Origin of the sequence: Pantoea sp. (assembly GCF_028283705.1) — a bacterium.
Taxonomy (GTDB): Bacteria; Pseudomonadota; Gammaproteobacteria; order Enterobacterales; family Enterobacteriaceae; genus Pantoea.
This window is the reverse complement of sequence record NZ_JAPWKD010000005.1, coordinates 79,213-99,166: the sequence shown is the minus strand read 5'-3', so window position 1 is coordinate 99,166 and position 19,954 is coordinate 79,213. Positions and strand designations below refer to the sequence as shown.

The 19,954-nt window shown below is 55.5% G+C and carries 20 protein-coding genes; 10 read left to right on the top strand and 10 right to left on the bottom strand.

Annotated features, from left to right (window positions below; translation table 11 throughout):
• The first annotated feature begins 1 nt into the window (after position 1).
• Positions 2-1,006 (top strand): tryptophan--tRNA ligase, encoded by a 1,005-nt coding sequence (gene trpS, locus PW844_RS03915; RefSeq protein WP_299447616.1) that lies wholly within the window; start codon positions 2-4, stop codon positions 1,004-1,006.
• Between the two features lie 54 nt (positions 1,007-1,060).
• Here trpS and cysG read toward each other — a convergent pair whose 3' ends face one another.
• The 4 genes from cysG to nirB are packed head-to-tail and all read right to left on the bottom strand — an operon-like array spanning position 1,061 to position 6,165.
• Positions 1,061-2,425, bottom strand: a complete 1,365-nt coding sequence (gene cysG / locus PW844_RS03910; protein ID WP_299447614.1) for a siroheme synthase CysG — start codon at positions 2,423-2,425, stop codon at positions 1,061-1,063.
• A gap of 44 nt (positions 2,426-2,469) precedes the next feature.
• Complete coding sequence (gene nirC, locus PW844_RS03905) at positions 2,470-3,273, bottom strand: nitrite transporter NirC (RefSeq protein WP_299447612.1); 804 nt, start codon at positions 3,271-3,273, stop codon at positions 2,470-2,472.
• A 28-nt stretch (positions 3,274-3,301) separates the two neighbouring features.
• On the bottom strand, positions 3,302-3,628 hold the full coding sequence (gene nirD / locus PW844_RS03900) for a nitrite reductase small subunit NirD (RefSeq protein ID WP_299447610.1): 327 nt from the start codon (positions 3,626-3,628) through the stop codon (positions 3,302-3,304).
• Entirely contained in the window at positions 3,625-6,165 is a 2,541-nt protein-coding gene (gene nirB, locus PW844_RS03895) for a nitrite reductase large subunit NirB (RefSeq protein WP_299447609.1), read from the bottom strand. The genes nirD and nirB overlap by 4 nt, the downstream gene beginning before the upstream one ends.
• A gap of 179 nt (positions 6,166-6,344) precedes the next feature.
• On the opposite strand from nirB, the gene PW844_RS03890 reads away from it, so the two are divergent.
• Positions 6,345-7,628, top strand: a complete 1,284-nt coding sequence (locus tag PW844_RS03890) for a cytosine deaminase (protein ID WP_299447607.1) — start codon at positions 6,345-6,347, stop codon at positions 7,626-7,628.
• A gap of 33 nt (positions 7,629-7,661) precedes the next feature.
• On the opposite strand, the gene tsgA is transcribed toward PW844_RS03890, so the two are convergent.
• Positions 7,662-8,840 (bottom strand): MFS transporter TsgA, encoded by a 1,179-nt coding sequence (gene tsgA, locus PW844_RS03885; protein WP_299447605.1) that lies wholly within the window; start codon positions 8,838-8,840, stop codon positions 7,662-7,664.
• 264 nt (positions 8,841-9,104) lie between these two features.
• Here tsgA and ppiA point away from each other — a divergent pair, with 264 nt between their 5' ends.
• The 5 genes from ppiA to PW844_RS03860 all read left to right on the top strand — a co-directional run bounded on the left by ppiA (position 9,105) and on the right by PW844_RS03860 (position 12,455).
• The gene (gene ppiA / locus PW844_RS03880; RefSeq protein ID WP_299447602.1) at positions 9,105-9,677 is read left to right on the top strand and encodes a peptidylprolyl isomerase A; all 573 of its coding nucleotides are present in this window, start codon (positions 9,105-9,107) and stop codon (positions 9,675-9,677) included.
• Between the two features lie 99 nt (positions 9,678-9,776).
• Positions 9,777-9,947 carry a YhfG family protein gene (locus PW844_RS03875; protein ID WP_299447599.1) on the top strand — a complete coding sequence of 57 codons (171 nt, stop codon included), beginning with the start codon at positions 9,777-9,779 and terminating at the stop codon, positions 9,945-9,947.
• Positions 9,937-10,530 (top strand): putative adenosine monophosphate-protein transferase Fic, encoded by a 594-nt coding sequence (locus PW844_RS03870; protein ID WP_299447596.1) that lies wholly within the window; start codon positions 9,937-9,939, stop codon positions 10,528-10,530. Before PW844_RS03875 ends, PW844_RS03870 begins: the two co-directional genes overlap by 11 nt.
• Before the next feature lie 41 nt (positions 10,531-10,571).
• Positions 10,572-11,147 (top strand): aminodeoxychorismate synthase component II, encoded by a 576-nt coding sequence (locus PW844_RS03865; protein ID WP_208716729.1) that lies wholly within the window; start codon positions 10,572-10,574, stop codon positions 11,145-11,147.
• 87 nt (positions 11,148-11,234) lie between these two features.
• Positions 11,235-12,455, top strand: coding sequence for an aspartate aminotransferase family protein (locus tag PW844_RS03860; protein WP_299447589.1), 1,221 nt, complete (start codon positions 11,235-11,237; stop codon positions 12,453-12,455).
• Position 12,456: 1 nt separating this feature from the next.
• Here the strand turns inward: PW844_RS03860 and PW844_RS03855 are convergent, their stop codons facing one another.
• On the bottom strand, positions 12,457-14,532 hold the full coding sequence (locus PW844_RS03855; RefSeq protein WP_299447586.1) for a YccS/YhfK family putative transporter: 2,076 nt from the start codon (positions 14,530-14,532) through the stop codon (positions 12,457-12,459).
• A 58-nt stretch (positions 14,533-14,590) separates the two neighbouring features.
• Positions 14,591-15,223, bottom strand: a complete 633-nt coding sequence (crp, locus tag PW844_RS03850; RefSeq protein ID WP_013510795.1) for a cAMP-activated global transcriptional regulator CRP — start codon at positions 15,221-15,223, stop codon at positions 14,591-14,593.
• 301 nt (positions 15,224-15,524) lie between these two features.
• On the opposite strand from crp, the gene PW844_RS03845 reads away from it, so the two are divergent.
• Complete coding sequence (locus PW844_RS03845; protein ID WP_299447581.1) at positions 15,525-15,929, top strand: OsmC family protein; 405 nt, start codon at positions 15,525-15,527, stop codon at positions 15,927-15,929.
• A gap of 47 nt (positions 15,930-15,976) precedes the next feature.
• On the opposite strand, the gene PW844_RS03840 is transcribed toward PW844_RS03845, so the two are convergent.
• The 3 genes from PW844_RS03840 to PW844_RS03830 all read right to left on the bottom strand — a co-directional run bounded on the left by PW844_RS03840 (position 15,977) and on the right by PW844_RS03830 (position 18,145).
• The gene (locus tag PW844_RS03840; RefSeq protein ID WP_299447578.1) at positions 15,977-16,846 is read right to left on the bottom strand and encodes a phosphoribulokinase; all 870 of its coding nucleotides are present in this window, start codon (positions 16,844-16,846) and stop codon (positions 15,977-15,979) included.
• A gap of 61 nt (positions 16,847-16,907) precedes the next feature.
• On the bottom strand, positions 16,908-17,126 hold the full coding sequence (locus tag PW844_RS03835) for a YheU family protein (protein ID WP_299447575.1): 219 nt from the start codon (positions 17,124-17,126) through the stop codon (positions 16,908-16,910).
• Positions 17,127-17,128: 2 nt separating this feature from the next.
• Positions 17,129-18,145, bottom strand: coding sequence for a hydrolase (locus tag PW844_RS03830; RefSeq protein WP_299447572.1), 1,017 nt, complete (start codon positions 18,143-18,145; stop codon positions 17,129-17,131).
• Between the two features lie 60 nt (positions 18,146-18,205).
• Here PW844_RS03830 and PW844_RS03825 point away from each other — a divergent pair, with 60 nt between their 5' ends.
• Together PW844_RS03825 and tauA are read left to right on the top strand one after the other, a co-directional pair.
• The gene (locus PW844_RS03825; RefSeq protein ID WP_299447569.1) at positions 18,206-18,808 is read left to right on the top strand and encodes a LysE family translocator; all 603 of its coding nucleotides are present in this window, start codon (positions 18,206-18,208) and stop codon (positions 18,806-18,808) included.
• Positions 18,809-18,971: 163 nt separating this feature from the next.
• Positions 18,972-19,949 (top strand): taurine ABC transporter substrate-binding protein, encoded by a 978-nt coding sequence (tauA, locus tag PW844_RS03820; protein ID WP_299449138.1) that lies wholly within the window; start codon positions 18,972-18,974, stop codon positions 19,947-19,949.
• Positions 19,950-19,954 lie beyond the last annotated feature (5 nt).

The window sequence follows — 19,954 nt, the reverse complement described above, 5'->3', positions numbered from 1 at the left end:
CATGAGCAAACCCATCGTTTTCAGCGGCGCCCAGCCTTCAGGTGAACTGACCATTGGCAACTATATGGGTGCGCTGCGTCAGTGGGTGCAGATGCAGGATGATTTCCACTGCATTTACTGCATCGTCGATCTGCACGCCATTACCGTTCGCCAGGACCCGGTAGCGCTGCGTAAAGCTACGCTGGATACGCTGGCGTTGTATCTTGCCTGTGGTATCGATCCGAACAAGAGCACCATTTTTGTTCAGTCGCATGTGCCGGAGCACGCTCAACTGAGCTGGATCCTCAACTGCTACGCCTACTTCGGCGAGCTGAGCCGCATGACGCAGTTCAAAGACAAATCCGCCCGCTACGAAGAAAACATCAACGCCGGTCTGTTTGATTACCCGGTGCTGATGGCGGCTGACATCCTGCTGTATCAAACCAACCAGGTTCCGGTGGGGGAAGATCAGAAGCAGCATCTGGAACTGAGCCGCGATATCGCACAGCGTTTCAACGCGTTATATGGCGATATCTTTAAGGTACCGGAGCCGTTCATTCCGAAATCGGGTGCACGCGTGATGTCGCTGCTGGAACCGACCAAAAAGATGTCGAAATCCGACGACAATCGCAACAACGTGATTGGTCTGCTGGAAGATCCTAAAGCGGTGGTGAAGAAGATCAAACGTGCAGTGACGGATTCCGAAGAGCCGCCAGTGGTGCGCTATGACATCAAAGAGAAAGCCGGGGTATCGAACCTGCTGGATATTCTCGCGGGTGTGACGGGTAAAACCATCGCCGAGCTGGAGCAGGAGTTCGAAGGCAAAATGTATGGCCACCTGAAAGGTGCGGTCGCGGACGCGGTTTCCGGCATGCTGAGCGAGTTGCAGGAGCGTTACTATCGCTATCGCAACGACGAGGATTTCCTCAACCAGGTGATGCGTGATGGCGCGACCAAAGCCCGTGCTCATGCGCAGGAAACGCTGAAGAAAGTCTACGAAGCGGTTGGCTTTGTTGCCCAGCCGTAAGCGGCAGCACAGGTAAATCAGAGCGGCGGGCCATTATGGCCCGCCGTTTTTTTATCAGAACCAGCGCAACTGCGAACGCAGACCTACCACGCGTCCCACAATAATCAGCGCCGGGCTGGCAAACTGTTGAGCCAGCGTCGCCAGCTCGCCAAGCCGACCCGTTGCCACGCGTTGTTGTGGCGTGGTGCCGTTTTGCACCAGCGCGACTGGCATTTCCGCTTCCATGCCATGAAACATCAGCTGCCGCTGAATCTCCGGTGCCTGCGTCAGGCCCATATAAAACACCAGCGTCTGCTGTTCAGCCGCCAGCTTTTGCCACTCAATTTCGCCATGCTGTTGCAAATGGCCAGTGACAAAACGCACACTCTGCGCGTGATCGCGGTGGGTGAGTGGAATGCCGCTATAGGCCGCACAGCCTGATGCGGCGGTAATGCCGGGCACCACGCTGAAAGGAATATTATGCTGCGCCAATACTTCCAGCTCCTCACCCCCGCGCCCAAAGATAAAAGGATCGCCGCCTTTGAGTCGCACCACGCGTTTGCCACGTTGTGCCTGCTCCAGCAGCAATTGATTGATCTCCGATTGCGGAACGCAGTGGTGTCCGGCGTGTTTACCCACGAAGATACGCTCCGCATCCCGGCGGACCAGATTGAGGATCGGATCTGACACCAGGCGGTCATACACCACCACATCAGCCTGCTGGATATGCTGTAAACCCTTCAGCGTCAGCAAACCTGCATCCCCTGGCCCGGCACCTACCAGCACCACTTCACCTTGCTGCGACAACGGGGCATCGAACAAAGTATCGACCAGGGCATCCGCGCGGGGTTGATCACCGTTGGCAAGTGATTGCGCCAGTCGGTCACTGGCGAAGAAGCGCTCCCAGAAATGACGACGCTGCGCCATGCTGTTAAAACGCTTTTTCACCCGCTCACGCAGTGAACCCGCCAGGGCCGCCAGTTGCCCGAGATGTTGTGGCAGCATGGCTTCCAGTTTTTCGCGCAGCAGACGTGCCAGCACCGGTGCGCGGCCGCCAGAAGAGACGGCAATCATGAGCGGTGAGCGGTCGACAATCGAAGGCATGATAGCGCTGGCCTGTTCCGGTGCATCCACCAGATTACAAAAAATCCGGCGCGCTTCTGCGGCTGCGCCCACCTGCTGATTCACCGCATCATCATCGGTGGCGGCAATCACCAGCCAGCAGCCATCCAGCCAGGCTTCAGTGAAGGCTCCATTCAGTAGCACCACTTTCCCTTGTTGCGCCCATTGCTGAAAAGCAGGGGAGAAATCCAGTGCGCCGACATACAGGTCAGCACCGGCGTCCAGTAGCAGGCGTGCTTTACGCTCCGCGACATCACCACCGCCCACCAGCAAACAACGCTTGCTGTGAAGGCGACAAAACAGGGGAAAGTAATCCATAGCTGATCCTAAAAAAGCCCGCTCGGGGCGGGCTGTCATATGCGTTATGCCGATTTAAGTGCGCTGGTCTGGGTTTCCGGCTGTGGCCGTTGTGCCTGCGGTGTGGCGTACCAGTAACCGAGGCCCATCAGCACCATGCCAGAGAACATATTGCCCAGCGTCACCCACAGCAAATTATGGCCGATACCTTGCAAAGTCAGATCGGCATTATGCTGACCAAACCATGACAGCGCAAAGAGCGTCATATTGGCGACCGAGTGTTCGAAGCCAGAAGCGATAAACGCCAGCAGGCACCACCAGATGGCGAGGAACTTCGCGGTGCCTTCAGTGCGGACTGCCATCCAGATCGCCAGACAAACCAGCCAGTTACACAGCGCCCCTTTAAAGAACAGAGCCATTGCGGTCTGGCTGGTTTTAGCCAGTGCTGCGCTATGAATCAGGGAACCGGGATTGGGCAGCAGTGCTCCTGCCGCATAGTAGTAAATCAATGCTACCAGCACCGAGCCAAGCAAGTTGCCGAGCCAGGTCTGCGGCAGAACGCACCACATCTGGCCGTGGGTGATGCTCCTCGCTTTCACCCCAATGGTGAGGAACATGGTATGGCCGGTAAACAGCTCCGACCCGGCGATAATCACCAGTGTCAGCGCGATACCAAAGGTTGCCCCCATTAACAGCGGACGGTATGCCGGGTCGGCAAGATTGCCAAGGGTGAAGATCAGGATAATCGCCAGCCCGACATAGGCGCCTGCCATGGCCGCACCTATCCAGAATGCCAGCGGGCTTTGTTGCGCGGTGCGCGCTATGCGCGCCGCATTAGCGGCGCATTTTTCCAGGGTATCAGTAAACATAAAAATATCTCATAAAGTTAAAAATCAGTCAGGCGCACACTTCCACATGGCCATTACTGACGCGCACCGGGTAGCTCGCTACTGAACGTGAGGCATCCTCAAGGCAGAGACCGTCGCTCAGACGGAAGCGTTGCTTTTTCAGCGGGCTGGCAACCCACAATGCCTGCTGATGCTCGGCGATAATGCCGCGTGATAGCACGCTGGCCTCGGCGAAGGGGTCGATATTGCTCAGGGCGTAGAGTTGCTCATCCTCTCTGGGACGGAAGATGGCAATTTGCTGTCCCTGAACCAGGGCGCATACGCCGGTGGCGGGCAGAATCTGGTTCAGTTCGCAGACGGAATTCCACTGGCTCATACGTTGGTCTCCTCAATCAGGGTGACGTCAATACGTTCGGCGGGACGCGCCGGGCGATGCTGATCGCGGACGTTGATATTCTGTATCAGCGGGTCACGCTGCGGGCTGTTGATAAAGGTGGGGAAATGGCTCTGCTGCTGTGGATCGTTAATGGTTGCCGCCCATTCGCACTCTGCCAGGTCACGCAGGCGCGCCAGTTCGCTCTCCAGCTGGCTGTTCAGACCGAGTTTGTCATCCACAATCACTTTGCGCAGGTAATCGATGCCGCCCTCCATGCTTTCCAGCCAGACGGAGGTACGTTGCAGGCGGTCACCAGTGCGGATGTAGAACATCATAAAACGGTCGAGATAGTGCAGCAGCGTGTCGTGATCGAGGTCGGCAGCCAGCAGATCGGCATGACGTGGTTTCATCCCGCCGTTGCCGCAGACATACAGGTTCCAGCCTTTTTCGGTGGCGATCACGCCAACGTCTTTACCCTGCGCTTCGGCGCATTCACGCGTACAACCAGAGACCCCAAACTTCATCTTGTGTGGGGTGCGGATGCCTTTGTAGCGGTTTTCCAGTTCGATGCCGAAACCAAGGCTGTCACCGACACCGTAGCGACACCAGGTACTGCCGACGCAGGTTTTCGCCATGCGCAACGCTTTGGCATAGGCATGGCCGGTTTCAAAGCCAGCGGCAATCAGCTGTGACCAGATGGCGGGCAGGTCATCGCGTTGCGCGCCAAACAGGCCGATACGCTGCGAACCGGTGATTTTGGTGTAGAGATTATACTGGCGTGCTACTGCGCCGATGGCCATCAACCCTTCCGGGCTGATTTCGCCGCCTGCAGAGCGTGGGATCACCGAATAGGTGCCGTCTTTCTGGATGTTGCCGAGGAACAGATCGTTGCTGTCCTGCAACGGCGTGTGTTGAGGCTTGAGAATGTGTTCGTTCCAGCAGGAGGCCAGCAGCGAACCGACAGTCGGTTTACACACTTCGCAACCATAACCCTGGCCGTATTTCGCCAGCAGCGCATCGAACGATTTGATCTCTTCAACCCGAATCAGGTGATACAGCTCCTGACGTGAATAAGGGAAGTGGGCGCACAGATGGTTGTTCACCTCGATACCCTGACGGCTCAGTTCCGCATTCAGCACCTGCGTAATCAACGGAATACAACCGCCACAGCCCGTACCCGCGCGGGTTTCAGCTTTCAGTGCCGCGACGGTGTGGCAGCCATTCTTCACGGCGTTGACGATATCGCCCTTGCTGACATCGAAGCAGGAGCAGATTTGCGCGCTTTCCGGCAATGCATCAACGCCGATCGACGGCTTCTCGCCGCTGCCTGCGGGCAGGATCAGCAACTCCGGCCGTTCCGGCAGGGTGATTTTATTCAGCGCCAGCTGCAACAGGTTACCGTAGTCGCTGGTGTCGCCCACCAGTACCGCGCCGAGCAGCGTTTTGTTGTCTTCACTGACGATCAGACGCTTGTAAATGGATCGTTGTTCATCGAGCCAGACATAGCTACGTGCGCCAGGCGTCCGTCCGTGGGCATCACCAATGCCGCCGACATCCACACCCAGCAGTTTTAGCTTGGCGCTCATATCCGCACCGGCAAAGATATTATCGCGGCCGACTAAGGTATCGCTGGCGACCTGCGCCATTTTGTAACCGGGAGCCACCAGACCAAAAGTCCGGTTCTGCCAGGCGGCACACTCACCAATGGCGAAAATGGCCGGATCGCTGGTTTGGCAGCGGTCATCAATGGCGATGCCCCCACGCGGGCCGAGTGGCAGGCCGCATTGCTTCGCCAGCTGGTCCTGTGGGCGAATACCGGTGGAGAACACAATAAAATCCACATCCAGCGTGCTGTCATCGGCGAATTGCAGGGTTTTACCGCCTTTGCTGTGATGGACAATTTGCCGGGTGTTTTTTGCCGTATGTACATACACACCCATCTGCTCAATCTTGCGACGCAGTTGTACGCCACCCTGGGCGTCGAGCTGCTCTGCCATCAGGACCGGTGCGAACTCGATCACATGGGTTTCAATGCCGAGATTTTTCAGCGCCCCTGCGGCTTCCAGCCCGAGCAGACCGCCGCCAATCACCGCACCGCGTTGGCTGCGACGCGCACAGGCTTCAATCGCGTTAAGGTCTTCAATGGTGCGATAGACAAAACAGTCGCTGCCTTCCGAACCCTGAATCGGTGGGATCCATGGATAAGAGCCGGTCGCGAAAATCAGCGTGTCGTAATGCACCGCCCGGCCGGTATTGGAGTGAATCAGTTTTTCATCACGATTGATGGTGATGGCGCGTTCACCCAACAGCAGATTGACCTGATGTTTTTCATAGTAACCTTCGCGCACCAGCGAAAGTTCTTCTGCGGTGTGATGGGAAAAATAGGCGGACAGGTGGACACGGTCGTAAGCGACCCGCGGCTCTTCGCAAAAAACGGTGATCGCAAACTGGCCGGGTTCGGCCTTGTCGATCAGTTCTTCAATAAAGCGGTGGCCAACCATGCCGTTGCCAATAATGACGACGTTGTGTTTGCTCATGCTTGCCTCAAAATTAAAATATCTGAGGCTACCTTAACGCGCGCGTTCAGGGGCTTATTGATGCATATCAAATGCGTCTTCATATACCTATTTTGAGGTATGTCACTGATTCTGAACACATTCGTAGCGACGTCAGGTTCGTGCTAGCTTAAGACGTTGTGTTTCAACGGGAGAATGGCATGGCGACGACATCACTGAAGTGGATCAACAACCTGCGCTTAGCGGGGCGGGATGGGCTGTGGCAAATCGAAATCGAACAGGGAAAAATTACCCGCGTGGTGCCCCAGTCGGCAGCCTGTAGCGTGCAGGAAGGGGTGCTGGATGCGGAAGGTGGGCTGGCAAGCGCTCCCTTTATTGAACCGCATATCCATCTTGATACCACGCAAACCGCTGGGGAACCGGCCTGGAATCAGTCTGGTACGCTGTTTGAGGGCATTGAGCGCTGGGCTGAGCGTAAAGCGTTGCTCAGCCATGAAGATGTGAAACAGCGTGCGAAACAGACGCTGAAGTGGCAAATCGCCAACGGTATCCAGCATGTCCGTACCCATGTGGATGTCTCCGATCCTACGCTCACTGCGCTGAAAGCCATGCTGGAAGTGAAGGCGGAGATGGCACCGTGGATTGATATCCAGATTGTTGCCTTTCCGCAGGAAGGCATCCTGTCATATCCCAACGGAGAAGCTCTGCTGGAAGAGGCGCTGCGCCTCGGTGCCGATGTGGTGGGCGCGATCCCCCATTACGAATTTACCCGTGAGTATGGCGTCGAGTCGTTACATAAAGCCTTTGCGTTGGCGAATCGTTATGACCGGCTGGTGGATGTGCACTGTGACGAAATCGATGATGAACAGTCGCGCTTTGTGGAAACCGTGGCGGCACTGGCCCATCGAGAGGGCATGGGCGAACGCGTTACCGCCAGCCATACCACGGCGATGCATTCGTATAACAACGCCTACACCTCGCGTTTATTCCGCCTGCTGCGTCTGTCGAAGATTAACTTTGTTGCCAACCCGCTGGTGAATATTCATTTGCAGGGCCGCTTTGACAGCTATCCGAAACGACGCGGCATTACCCGGGTAAAGGAGATGCTGGAGGCCAATATCAATGTCTGCTTCGGTCACGATGATGTGTTTGATCCCTGGTATCCACTGGGCACCGCCAACATGTTGCAGGTGCTGCATATGGGGCTGCACGTTTGCCAGCTGATGGGGTATGAACAGATTGACGCGGGATTGCAGCTGATCACTACCCATAGCGCCAAAACCCTGCAGCTGACGCATTACGGTATCGAACCGGGCAAAGATGCCAGCCTGATTATTCTGCCGGCAGACAGCGGCTTTGATGCGGTGCGGCGTCAGGTACCGGTGCGTTATTCGTTGAGAAAAGGGGAACTGGTGGCGGCAACGGAGCCAGCGCGAAGTGAAATCTATTTGCAGGAGGCGGAAGCGGTCACCTTCCGGCGTTAAGGAGCAGGGCGGACTGACGTCCGCCCATCAATCTTAGTGGGTGATATGACCGTGCTGGCGATGTTTGGTGACAAAGCCGAGTAACACACACATCACGAACACCACGGCATACAAGCCGTTCGACGTTGCCAGTGCGGCATGCGCGCCTCCTTTTGCCACAATCGGGCCGGTGACGACAAAAGTCAGCATGGTGCCAACCGTACCGCAGGTCAGGATAAAGTTAACCAGCTTCGGTGAGGACGCTTTGGTTTGCAGCGAACCGAGGGTAATGATGGTGGTGTAGATGGCGCTGGAGCTGAAACCGAGCGTCATGATGATCCAGTGCAGCATATTGGCGTCACTGGTGCTGACAAACCAGTACATCAGCACGGTGGCAATGGCTGCCAACACCATCAGGATGCGTTGCAGATCAAAGAAGCGCAGCAGGAAGCTGAATACCCACATGCCCACCATATAGGCTGTCCAGAAATTCCCCACCAGCTGGCCCGCAGCCGCGATATCCATACCCATGGTTTTGGTGGCATATTCCGGCACCCAGGAGATGAAACCGAGCTGACCGAGGATGTAGCACAGTGCGGCAATCGACAGGAAGAGTACGCCGATACCCCATTTTTCTTTCTCCGCCGCCTGGGTTTCGCTGTTGTTTTTCAGCACCGGGAATTCCACGCACAGCGCCAGCACGAAGATGGCGAGGTAAATCACACCAATGCAGGCATAGACCCAGTACCACGGCAGAGCACGCGCCAGCAAAATACCCGCAATGATGGGAAACACCGTACCAGCCATACTGAAGAAGGAGTCAGTAAACAGCAGACGTGAACCGCGCTGACGGCCATCATACAGATGGGTAATCAGGAAGGTACCGATTGACATGGTAATGCCGCTCACCACGCCGAGCACAAACATGCACAGCGAGAACACGGACAGGTTGTGGCTGGTCATCAGGCCAACTACCGCCAGCACCATCAGCACAAAGCCAAATATCAGCTGACGTTTTAACGGCACAATCACCATTAACCAGGCGTTCAGAAAGACGGCCACCAGAATGCCGGTATTGAGGAAGGTAAAAGTGTTGCTCATTTCTGAGATGGGTAACTGGAAATATTGCGCGATATTGTCCAGCACCATCCCGGTCACAATCACCAATGCGCCAGTCAGCGCATATGAGAAAAAGCTAATCCAGGTAAGGCCAATGCGATTACGGTTTGTCATGTTGGGAACCTGTTTTGAGCACCGAAGTTGGCAAAAAGTGTCATGAATTGTAAATGCAACTGTGACCTTAATAAACAAAGAGTGAAATATGGTTATCAGATTTCATTAATAGTGTGATTCAGGTCACGCAAATGATTGCGTGGCGCGGGATTGGGGACATTTACCGTCGCCGCGTAAATATAAGTAAAACGCTGGCTCTTGTATTACATGCTCTTTACAATCAATCTCGTTTTTGAGCTGGCTCTCCATGGTAAGGAATCTTTCATGTTTAAACGTACTTTGACAGCGGCCGTAGCCCTGTTAGCGCTCTCATCTATTTCCGCTTCCGCCCTGGCGGCGAAAGGCGATCCCCATGTTCTGCTCACCACCTCTGCGGGCAATATCGAACTCGAATTGAATGCACAGAAAGCCCCGGTTTCGGTGAAAAACTTTGTTGATTACGTCAATAACGGTTTCTACAACAACACGATTTTCCATCGTGTGATCCCTGGTTTTATGGTGCAGGGTGGTGGCTTCACTACCGATATGCAGCAGAAGCAAACCAACGCACCGATTAAAAACGAGGCGGACAACGGCCTGCGTAACCTGCGTGGCACCATCGCGATGGCGCGTACCGCAGAAAAAGACAGTGCGACCAGCCAGTTCTTTATTAATGTCGCCGACAATGCCTTCCTCGATCACGGTCAGCGTGATTTCGGCTACGCGGTATTTGGTAAAGTTGTGAAAGGAATGGATGTGGCCGATAAGATGGCTCAGGTGCCGACCAAAGATGTGGGTCCGTACCAGAATGTGCCGTCAAAACCGATCGTTATCCTTTCCGCGAAAATCCTGCCCTGATTTATCGGCGCGTCATTTCGTGATGGCGCGTCCTGCCGCTCTCCGGCAAAGCGAATATTTGCTGCTTATACTTAGGGCAAATTGCTTGCCGGAGGCTCTATGACCAGCAAACTGACCGACAAACAGAAAGCCACGCTGTGGCAACAACGCCGTGCTGCCAGTTATCAGGCCAGCTGCCGTCTGGCGGGTTATGCGCTGAACGAAGCCGCGATCACGCCTGAACAGGCTTCAGCCCGGCTGACCTCGCTAAGGAGGCAATATGGCGGATAACACTCTGGCGGTACGCGATCCCTATCTGTGGCACAACGATAGCGTGCTGAAAAACCGTCTGGATATTCACGATAGTGCACAGTTACGCAAAGCTGAGCTGGCGTTCAGTGCTGCGCGACTCGCCACGCTGGAACTGGCTCCGCGCAACAGCGGTATGCCATGGCTATGTCATATTCATCGCACGCTGTTTCAGGATCTCTACAGCTGGGCCGGTGAGTTGCGCACGGTCGATATCTGGCGCGATGACACCCCTTATTGCCACTGCGCTTATATCGAGAAAGAAGGCAACAGCCTGATGAGCGCGCTGGCGGATGAAGAAGGACTGGCCCATCTGGCGCAGGATGAGTTTGTCGCGCGCCTTGCACATTACTATTGCGAGATCTATGTGCTGCACCCGTTCCGGGCCGGTAATGGTCGAACCCAGCGTATCTTCTTCGAGCAGCTGGCGTTACATGCCGGTTATCTGCTGACGTGGGATAAGCTGGACCGTGATAGCTGGCGTGCGGCGATTCGCGATGCCGTCGAGGGCGATTTAACCGCGCTCAGCGCGCAATTTGCGAAAGTGGTAAGTCCCGCCCGTTAAAATGCGTAGAATGGCGGCGGTTTTACCGGCCTGAGGGCGCTATGCTGCTGCTAATTGATAATTACGACTCCTTCACCTGGAATCTCTACCAGTATTTCTGCCAGCTGGGCGCTGACGTCAGGGTGGTGCGCAATGATGCCATCACCCTGGACGAGATGGATGCGCTCCCCCTGAGCCATCTGGTGATTTCTCCTGGCCCCTGTACGCCGGACCAGTCCGGTATCTCGCTGGCGGCCATCCGCCATTTTGCCGGTCGTCTGCCGATCCTTGGTGTGTGCCTCGGTCATCAGGCGATTGCTCAGGCTTATGGTGCCCAGGTGGTGCGTGCGCGTCAGGTAATGCATGGCAAAACGTCAGCGATTCGCCATAACGATAGCGGTGTGTTTCGCGGGCTGAACAATCCTCTCACCGTGACCCGTTACCATTCGCTGATTGTGGCGCGGGATTCTCTGCCTGACGCGTTTGAGGTCACGGCCTGGAGCCTGCGCGAGGGGGAGCCTGATGAAATTATGGGGTTCCGTCATAAAACGCTGCCACTGGAAGGGGTACAGTTCCATCCGGAAAGTATTCTCAGTGAACAGGGACATCAGCTGCTGGCAAATTTCCTGCGGCCTTAAGTTGTGTTTGCCTTTGTGTGATTTTTTATGCATATTTTGTGATTATAATTTCACGTCAACTCAACAAATAACCCGATGAGGTCGGCAATGGCAGCAGAAAAACTAGCGGTAACCCGGGAAACGTTCGATAACGTAATTTTGCCTGTTTATGCACCTGCGCAGTTTGTGCCGGTTAAAGGCAAGGGTAGCCGAGTCTGGGATCAGCAGGGCAAAGAATATATCGATTTTTCCGGCGGCATCGCAGTGACTGCGCTCGGCCATTGCCATCCGGCGCTGGTGGAAACGCTGAAAACCCAGGGCGAAACCCTGTGGCACACCAGCAACGTATTTACCAATGAACCGGCGCTGCGCCTGGCAAGCAAACTGATTGCGGCCACCTTTGCCGAGCGCGTGTTCTTTGGCAACTCCGGTGCGGAAGCTAACGAAGCCGCGTTCAAACTGGCGCGTTATTACGCCTGCAAAAAACATAGCCCGTTCAAAAGCAAAATCATCGCCTTCCACAATGCGTTTCATGGACGCACGCTGTTTACCGTCTCGGTTGGCGGCCAGCCAAAATACTCCGATGGTTTTGGCCCAAAACCGGCGGATATCGTGCATGTGCCTTACAACGACCTGGCGGCGGTAAAAGCGGTAATTGATGATCACACCTGCGCCATCGTGGTCGAGCCGATTCAGGGCGAAGGCGGCGTGATGCCGGCTACCCCGGAATTTATGCAGGGTTTGCGTGCCTTATGCGATGAATACAAGGCGCTGCTGGTGTTGGATGAAGTGCAGAGCGGCATGGGACGCAGTGGCAAACTGTTTGCTTACGAACACTATGGCATCACCCCGGACATTATCACCACGGCGAAAGCGCTGGGCGGTGGTTTCCCGGTGAGCGCCATGCTGACTACCAATGAAATCGCTTCAGTGATGGCACCTGGCGTGCACGGCACCACTTATGGCGGTAACCCGCTGGCCTGTGCGATTGCCGAAACGGCGCTGGATATCATCAACACGCCTGAAGTGCTGGACGGTGTCGAAGCTCGTCGTCAGCAGTTTGTCGCGGCGCTGAAAGCGCTGGATAGCAAGTTTGATCTGTTCAGTGACATCCGTGGAAAAGGCCTGCTGATTGGTGCAGCGCTGAAGCCGCAGCACGCCAGCAAAGCACGCGATATCCTGCATGCCGCTGCGGCGGAAGGTTTGATGATCCTGACAGCCGGTACCGATGTGATCCGTTTTGTTCCGTCGCTGGTGATTGAGCCGACCGATATCGAAGAAGGGATGGCGCGCTTTGCCGTGGCGGTAGAGAAGGTACTGGCGGCGTAATTCAGTTTTTTACCCGCAGGCCCATCAGCCAGCGACCATGATGCGGTCGCTGGCTCCACGCCAGTGAAGAGATGGTGTGCATCACGTTAAGGTGTTGCAGAATCCGCTTCACATGCTGCTCAACAATGGTCACCGCACCCTCATTAATATTTTCCGGCGCTTCCAGCACGTTGCTGTCGTTGCCCGGCCCGTCATATTCCAGCCGCTGCTGACAACGCTGCAACGCGATTTCGCAGGATTGCAGATACTTCTCGGCGAGCTTTGGCGTCAGCATGGTGTGCTCGCGCGCCAGAATCGTCATGGCGTTGATGTGTTCGACAATAAACTGGCTGTGCGTCACCCATAAGCGCATATCTTTCAGATACTGTGGGTTAAAACCCGGTTCGGTCATCGCCTGATTGAGCGAGTTAAACATGGCGTTGTGTGCCTGGTTAACCTTAATGCGCTGGTACGCCAGCTTCTCCGGCGACTGCTCCGGCCCGAGCAGCAGCTGCAACGCTTCCTGGTCAGCCTCCAGCGCGTCATGTGCGTTCTTACGGAGCAAGCCACTCTGCCACTGTGGCCACAGCCAAATCATGCCGCCAAAGGCAATCAGGCATCCCATCAGCGTATCCATCATGCGCGGCAGCAGGAACTGTGCGCCGTTGAGCGACAGCAACTGAAGCGAGTACACCGCCGTTACCGTAAAGCCAATCATCGACCAGCCGTAATATTTACGCGTCACCAGATAGCTGGCGAGGGTGATCGCCAGCATAAACAGCAGGGTGATAGATTCCGGCACGGCAAAACGCAGCGAGGCAGCCGCGATCAATAGCCCGGCGAAGGTGCCGAGGGCACGGTGCTGGATACGTACGCGAGTGGCGCTGTAGCCGTTCTGGCTGACGAACATGGTGGTCATCAGAATCCAGTAGGGTTTGGGGATGTTAAAGAACAACGCCAGCGCGCTGCCAAACATCAGCATTACGGCAAAACGCGCTGCGGTACGTAACGCCGGGGACTTTAGCGACAGGTAACTGCGCAGCGCCGGAAAAAACGGCAAACGTCGCTGGCGGTCGGCCATCAGGTCACGGGTATAAAGCGGTTTCTGCGTGCGCAGGACGCGGGCTATCCGACTGAAATGGTACAGGCAAAAATTACCGACCGGATTATCCGGGTGCTGGCGCGCAATCTTTTCCAGCGCCCCGAGCTGCTTCTCCATATGAAAGCGCTCCGGCAACTGGTGATAGAGGATAGCATCGGCCAACAGCCGCAGCCGTGCCGATATGGTCTTCGCATTCCAGCGGATCACTGCTTCAGCATGGCTCTGCTCCACCAGTTTTTGCACTTCTTCAGGCTGATGCAGGCTGACCGAGATGTGCTCCTGGAGATCGAGTGCCACCTGGAAGGCACGCGTCAGACGTTTATGGCTGTTGTTACGGCTGGCAGACAGCATATGCATTTGCTGATAACAGGTGGTGATCAGGTCAACCGCTTTTTGCTGCCGGGCCAGCAGTGGGGGTAGCGCTTTTTCCGGATCGGTCAGCTGCGTCAGCAGGGTATATTTGGCATCGCAATAATCCGCCAGCTCGCGATACAGCAGGCTGAGGGTTTCACGCATCGGCTGTTCTTTCCACAGCCAGAACCAGAGCCAGTTAAACAGCCCGTACCACAGCGTGCCGCCGATATACAGCAGCGGCGGTACCCATATCGGCATGCGTCCTGCGAGGCTGAGGGTGAAGATGGCGGCGATAAGGGTGCCGGGCAGCAAACGGCCATGCAATGGACTGATTTCGCCGGTGACGCCCACCAGCAGCGGCAGAGCCAGCATAATCAGCGGCAAAGGAACATGGTAATCCGTCAACCACTGAATCAGAAAGCTGCCGGTGGCAAACAGGGATCCGCCGACAATCAGGCGTTTAAAGAAACGTTTATGTGGTGTATCCAGACCCGCGATATTGCAGCAGGCGGGAACCAGCGAGAACAGCAAACCTTTTTGCAGGTCACCAAACAGCCAGCCGAGAGCCACGGGCAGGCAAAGCACCAGCGTTTGCCGCAGGGCATAATTAACTTCGGGATGATAGATGATTCGACGCCACATCAGCTCATCGTAGACAAAAACGGCGCGATGTGACCATCACGCCGTGGGTGAGAAGGAATTAGCGGGTGCCGTAAACGACGATGGTTTTACCATGTGCGGAGATCAGGTTTTGATCTTCCAGCATTTTCAGAATACGGCCAACTGTCTCGCGTGAGCAGCCAACGATCTGACCAATTTCCTGACGGGTGATTTTGATCTGCATCCCGTCCGGGTGGGTCATGGCATCCGGCTGTTTGGCCAGATTGAGCAGCGTCTGCGCAATGCGACCGGTCACATCAAGGAAGGCAAGGTTGCCGACTTTTTCTGATGTCACCTGCAGGCGACGTGCCATCTGCGCCGAAAGACGCATTAAAATATCCGGGTTTACCTGAATCAGCTGACGGAATTTTTTGTAGGAAATTTCAGCCACTTCGCAGGCAGTTTTTGCTCGTACCCAGGCACTGCGTTCCTGACCTTCTTCAAACAGGCCAAGCTCGCCGATGAAATCCCCCTGATTGAGGTAGGAGAGAATCATCTCTTTGCCTTCTTCATCTTTAATCAGTACCGCAACGGCACCTTTCACGATGTAGTAGAGCGTTTCCGCTTTTTCACCCTGGTGAATCAGGGTGCTTTTGGATGGATATTTGTGAATATGGCAATGGGACAGGAACCATTCGAGTGTAGGGTCTGTTTGCGGTTTGCCGAGAACCATTCGCTATTATCCTCTGTTGTAATCGTGCCCAAAACACAGGGGGCAATTTTCCCTGTCAGGCGGTGAAATCGTAGAGCGCTTCCAGTAAAGGAAATTATTCGGGTGGACTCTTAAGCCAGGCTTCTGATTCTTCCCGCCTTCGTCTATTACGACGAAAATATTTTCAGCTCTGTTTGTAGCACAGCTTTTGCTAGCTGTCTTCTGTTGTCTCGCTTCAGCAAAAGGGCGATTAGTCTGGATTGCTGTTTCTCAGGTGAAAGCGTACTCTGGCGGCAAATCAGCTTGGTCAGGAGAAAGAATAATGCAGGCACGAGTCAAATGGGTGGAGGGGCTTACCTTTCTCGGAGAATCCTCATCGGGTCATCAGGTATTAATGGATGGGAACTCGGGTGATAAAGCACCGAGTCCGATGGAGATGGTGCTGATGGCGGCGGGTGGTTGCAGCGCGATTGACGTGGTGTCTATCCTGCAAAAAGGGCGCAATGAAGTGACCGATTGCGAGGTGAAACTCACCTCTGAACGTCGTGAAGAAGCGCCGCGGATTTTTACACACATCAATCTGCATTTTATTGTCAGCGGCAAAGCGCTGGGCGATAAAGCGGTGGCGCGTGCGGTGGATTTGTCGGCAGAGAAATATTGCTCGGTGGCGATCATGCTGGGCAAAGGCGTCGACATCACCCACAGTTATGAGGTTATCGAGCTATAGCACGAACGTAGCGGCGCGATAAATCGCGGCGCTACGGAAATGACGGATTATTCAATCCGTTTACCTTCAATCAGCCGTTGCACCAGCGGTGTCATAATCAACTCCATCGCCAGCCCCATTTTGCCACCCGGTACCACCAGGGTGTTCATATGCGAGATAAAGGAATCCTGAATCATCGCCAGCAGGTAAGGAAAGGCAATACCTTCCAGCCCACGAAAATGGATCACCACAAAGCTTTCATCCAGCGACGGAATCTCACGCGCGGCAAACGGATTTGAGGTATCAACGGTGGGTACGCGCTGGAAGTTGATATGGGTGCGCGAAAACTGTGGCGTGATGAAGTTGATGTAATCCTCCATCGAACGTACCACCGAGTCCATCACCGCTTCGCGCGAATGGCCGCGTTCGCTGGTGTCGCGGATCAACTTCTGAATCCACTCGAGGTTCACAATCGGCACCACGCCGACCAACAAATCCACATGTTCGGCCACATTGTGTTGCTGCGTCACGACGCCGCCGTGCAAACCCTCATAAAACAGCACATCCGTGTTTTCCGGCAGCGGTTGCCAGGGCGTAAAGGTGCCAGGAACCTGATTCCACGGCACGGCTTCATCATAGGTGTGAAGATATTTGCGCGACTGCCCGAGACCGGATTGGCCGTATTGTCTGAAGGTTTGCTCCAGCAGGCCAAAATCGTTGGCCTCCGGTCCGAAGTAGCTGATATGACGGCCCAGATCGCGCGCTTTGCGGATCGCCATGTCCATCTCTGGACGCGTATAACGATGGAAACTGTCGCCTTCCACTTCTGCGGCGTGCAGATCCAGCTGCTGGAAAATTTTCCGGAAGGCAAGGCTGGTGGTAGTGGTTCCGGCCCCGCTGGAACCGGTAACGGCGATAACTGGATGCCTGGCTGACATGACAAAGCTCCCTGTGAAGTCCGGCGATGAGCATTGTTAGCACGAAATGCCGGGATGTGCATTAGCCGCGAAATTCACCGCGCGCCATGATATTGACGGTTTCGTGCAGTTCAGACCACACCAGTACCGCCTCGCCACGTTCCAGCTGGCGGCGCACATCGGCGACCTTCTGCGCCAGACTGCGCTCCTGTTCACCGTAGTCGGTGCCTTCGCGTAATACAAAGGCTTCAATCAGGTTTTCCAGCGTTTCGGGGGCGAGTTGTTGCCACGGTATAATCACGATCACATATCCAGATAAGTTGATAGCCATTGTGGCACGCGTTGCTCCAGCCACATTTGCGGGCGCAGCAATGTCCCGCCGACAAAGCCAACGTGGCCGCCTTGCTGCGTCAATTGGTATTCAATTGACGAGGACAGCTGCTCCGGTTGCGGGATAACTGCGTCAGTCATAAAGGGATCGTCTTTGGCGTGAATGATCAGCAGCGGCTTACGGACATTGATTAAGTGCGGCATGGCGCTGGCGCGGTGATAATAGTCTCCCGCATCGATAAAACCGTGCGCCCGTGAGGTGACGGCATCGTCAAAGTCGCGCAGACGCCGCAGGGTGCGTAGCTGGCGTAAATCCACCGGCAAGGTACCGGGCCAGGCGCGCAGCTTGCGCTTCGCATTTTTTTTCAGCTGCGTCAGCAAATAATGCTGATAAAAGCGTGAGAAACCGTTCTCCAGTTTCTGGCTGCACGGCTCCAGCAGCAGCGGTGCCGAGATAGCGACGGCGGCATCAAAAGGCGCATCACTGCCCTCCATCCCAGCGAGGCACGCCAGCATATTCGCGCCGAGCGAGACGCCCACTGCAGTGGTTGGCACTGTGCCCCATTCACGCCTTAACCAGCGCAGGAAATAGCTCGCGTCTTCCGTTTCGCCGGAATGGTAAATACGATGCAGGCGATTGGGTTCGCCACTGCAACCACGGAAGTGCATCACCACTGCCAGCCAGCCATGCGCCTGACATGCCTGCATCAACCCGTGGGCATAGGGGCTGTGGAAACTTCCCTCTAAGCCGTGAAACAGGACCATGCGCGGTTTATGGGCGGCCTGCACCGGATCTTCACTCCACGCGAGATCGACGAAATCACCATCCGGCAAATCAAGACGCTGCCAGTGCGGACGCAGGGTGACACGCCGGCGCAGCAGGCGCGGGAGCAGGGTTTGCAGATGCGGATTGCGAAAGCCACTCAGCGGGACGAAGGTCTCGCCGGGAGGAGAATCAAAATTACTGTGGTAAACGCTTGTCTGATGCATATCTCGCTGATAGTTTCGATGGGTTTTTGGCTTTCCTGGGTGAGGAGCACCCGAATCAACATGGAACTAAGTCTGTTTTTATCAATGCTGGGCTTTCTCTGGGTCGCTGCGATCACGCCAGGGGCTAATAATATGTTACTTACCGCCTCCGCTGCCAACTTTGGCTTTCTGCGTACCTTCTCGTTGTTAATCGGCATCATGATCGGTATGCAGGTGATGCTGCTGATGGTGGCCTTTGGCGTGGGTAGTCTCATCCTACTCTATCCTTCCCTTCATCTGGTTCTTAAAATTGCCGGTAGCCTCTATCTGTTGTGGCTGGCGTGGAAAATTGCTACCGCCGAGTATGAGACGCTGGACACGGATGTGGCACCTCCGGTACCCACGCCGTTCTGGCAGGGAGGGTTGCTGCAACTGATTAACCCGAAAGCCTGGCTGATGGCGCTGGGTGCGGTTGCCAGCTTTAGCCTGGCCGGGGCCGCCTATCTGCATTCCGTGGTGGCCATCAGCATTGGTATGGCGCTGGTCAACGTGGTCTCCGGGATGATCTGGATGGGGTTTGGTTCGATCATCGGCCGTCTGCTGCGCAGCCCACGGGCGTGGAAAATCTTTAACCTGGCGATGGGGATTTTGACTGCCGCCTGTGTGCTGTTGATTTGGCACTGAGTAAACCCGAGGCGCGGCAACGCGCCTTTTTGCTGTTTGCGCATAGCCTTGCCCGATGTTGATCTAAGAACCGATTTTCATTAGGGATAATTTTTAATTCCTTTATGAAACCATTGCTGCTGGCGACACTGCACCCAACATAAAAATATTGGGGTGCAAAATGATGGCAGTGAAGAAAACCATAACCACGTTAGCCGCAGCGCTGGCGTTGCTGACCTTCCAGGCCGAGGCGGTTAGCGTCACGGTGGCGTATCAGACCTCCGCGGAACCGGCCAAGGTGGCACAGGCCGATAACACCTTTGCCAAAGAGAGTGGAGCCAGCGTTGACTGGCGAAAGTTCGATAGCGGGGCCAGCGTGCTGCGCGCCCTGGCCTCCGGCGACGTGCAGATTGGCAATATCGGCTCCAGTCCGCTGGCGGTGGCCGCCACACAGCAACTGCCAATTGAAGCCTTCCTGTTAGCATCGCAGCTCGGTAATTCCGAGGCGCTGGTGGTGAAGAAATCCATCAGCAATCCCAAAGACCTGATCGGCAAACGTATCGCCGTCCCTTTTATCTCCACCACCCATTACAGCCTGCTGGCCGCATTGAAGCACTGGGGCATCAAACCCACCGATGTGCAGCTGGTTAACCTGCAACCGCCCGCAATAATTGCCGCCTGGCAGCGTGGCGATATTGACGGCGCTTACGTCTGGGCACCGGCGGTCAATGAACTGGAAAAGGATGGCAAAGTGCTGACCGACTCCTCACAGGTCGGCAAATGGGGCGCGCCGACGCTGGATGTCTGGGTGGTGCGTAAAGACTTTGCACAGCAGCACCCGGATATCGTTACGGCGTTTGCCCGCAGCGCGCTGGAGGCGCAGAAAGCCTATATCGATAACCCGCAACAGTGGCTGCAACAGTCGGACAACCTGAGCAAGCTGTCGCGCCTGAGCGGGGTGCCGGAAGCTCAGGTACCGGGGCTGGTGCAGGGCAACACCTATCTCACTGCCCAGCAGCAGGTTGAGCAGCTTGGTAAGCCCGTCAATCAGGCGATTGTCGATACCGCGCATTTCCTGAAAGAGCAGGGCAAGGTGCCGGATGCGGCCAGTGATTACAGCGGCTTTGTCACCACCCGTTTCGTTGCTCCCTTAGTGAAATAACCGGA

Bases quoted from the DNA above. Each gene is read 5' to 3' on its own strand.
- PW844_RS03855 (WP_299447586.1), bottom strand. From the start codon at position 14,532: ATGTGGCGTCGAATCATCTATCATCCCGAAGTTAATTATGCCCTGCGG.
- tsgA (WP_299447605.1), bottom strand. From the start codon at position 8,840: ATGACAAACCGTAATCGCATTGGCCTTACCTGGATTAGCTTTTTCTCA.
- PW844_RS03865 (WP_208716729.1), top strand. From the start codon at position 10,572: ATGCTGCTGCTAATTGATAATTACGACTCCTTCACCTGGAATCTCTAC.
- PW844_RS03845 (WP_299447581.1), top strand. From the start codon at position 15,525: ATGCAGGCACGAGTCAAATGGGTGGAGGGGCTTACCTTTCTCGGAGAA.
- trpS (WP_299447616.1), top strand. From the start codon at position 2: ATGAGCAAACCCATCGTTTTCAGCGGCGCCCAGCCTTCAGGTGAACTG.
- nirD (WP_299447610.1), bottom strand. From the start codon at position 3,628: ATGAGCCAGTGGAATTCCGTCTGCGAACTGAACCAGATTCTGCCCGCC.
- tauA (WP_299449138.1), top strand. From the start codon at position 18,972: ATGGCAGTGAAGAAAACCATAACCACGTTAGCCGCAGCGCTGGCGTTG.
- PW844_RS03890 (WP_299447607.1), top strand. From the start codon at position 6,345: ATGGCGACGACATCACTGAAGTGGATCAACAACCTGCGCTTAGCGGGG.
- PW844_RS03870 (WP_299447596.1), top strand. From the start codon at position 9,937: ATGGCGGATAACACTCTGGCGGTACGCGATCCCTATCTGTGGCACAAC.
- cysG (WP_299447614.1), bottom strand. From the start codon at position 2,425: ATGGATTACTTTCCCCTGTTTTGTCGCCTTCACAGCAAGCGTTGTTTG.
- nirB (WP_299447609.1), bottom strand. From the start codon at position 6,165: ATGAGCAAACACAACGTCGTCATTATTGGCAACGGCATGGTTGGCCAC.
- PW844_RS03860 (WP_299447589.1), top strand. From the start codon at position 11,235: ATGGCAGCAGAAAAACTAGCGGTAACCCGGGAAACGTTCGATAACGTA.
- PW844_RS03825 (WP_299447569.1), top strand. From the start codon at position 18,206: ATGGAACTAAGTCTGTTTTTATCAATGCTGGGCTTTCTCTGGGTCGCT.
- ppiA (WP_299447602.1), top strand. From the start codon at position 9,105: ATGTTTAAACGTACTTTGACAGCGGCCGTAGCCCTGTTAGCGCTCTCA.
- PW844_RS03840 (WP_299447578.1), bottom strand. From the start codon at position 16,846: ATGTCAGCCAGGCATCCAGTTATCGCCGTTACCGGTTCCAGCGGGGCC.
- PW844_RS03875 (WP_299447599.1), top strand. From the start codon at position 9,777: ATGACCAGCAAACTGACCGACAAACAGAAAGCCACGCTGTGGCAACAA.
- crp (WP_013510795.1), bottom strand. From the start codon at position 15,223: ATGGTTCTCGGCAAACCGCAAACAGACCCTACACTCGAATGGTTCCTG.
- nirC (WP_299447612.1), bottom strand. From the start codon at position 3,273: ATGTTTACTGATACCCTGGAAAAATGCGCCGCTAATGCGGCGCGCATA.
- PW844_RS03830 (WP_299447572.1), bottom strand. From the start codon at position 18,145: ATGCATCAGACAAGCGTTTACCACAGTAATTTTGATTCTCCTCCCGGC.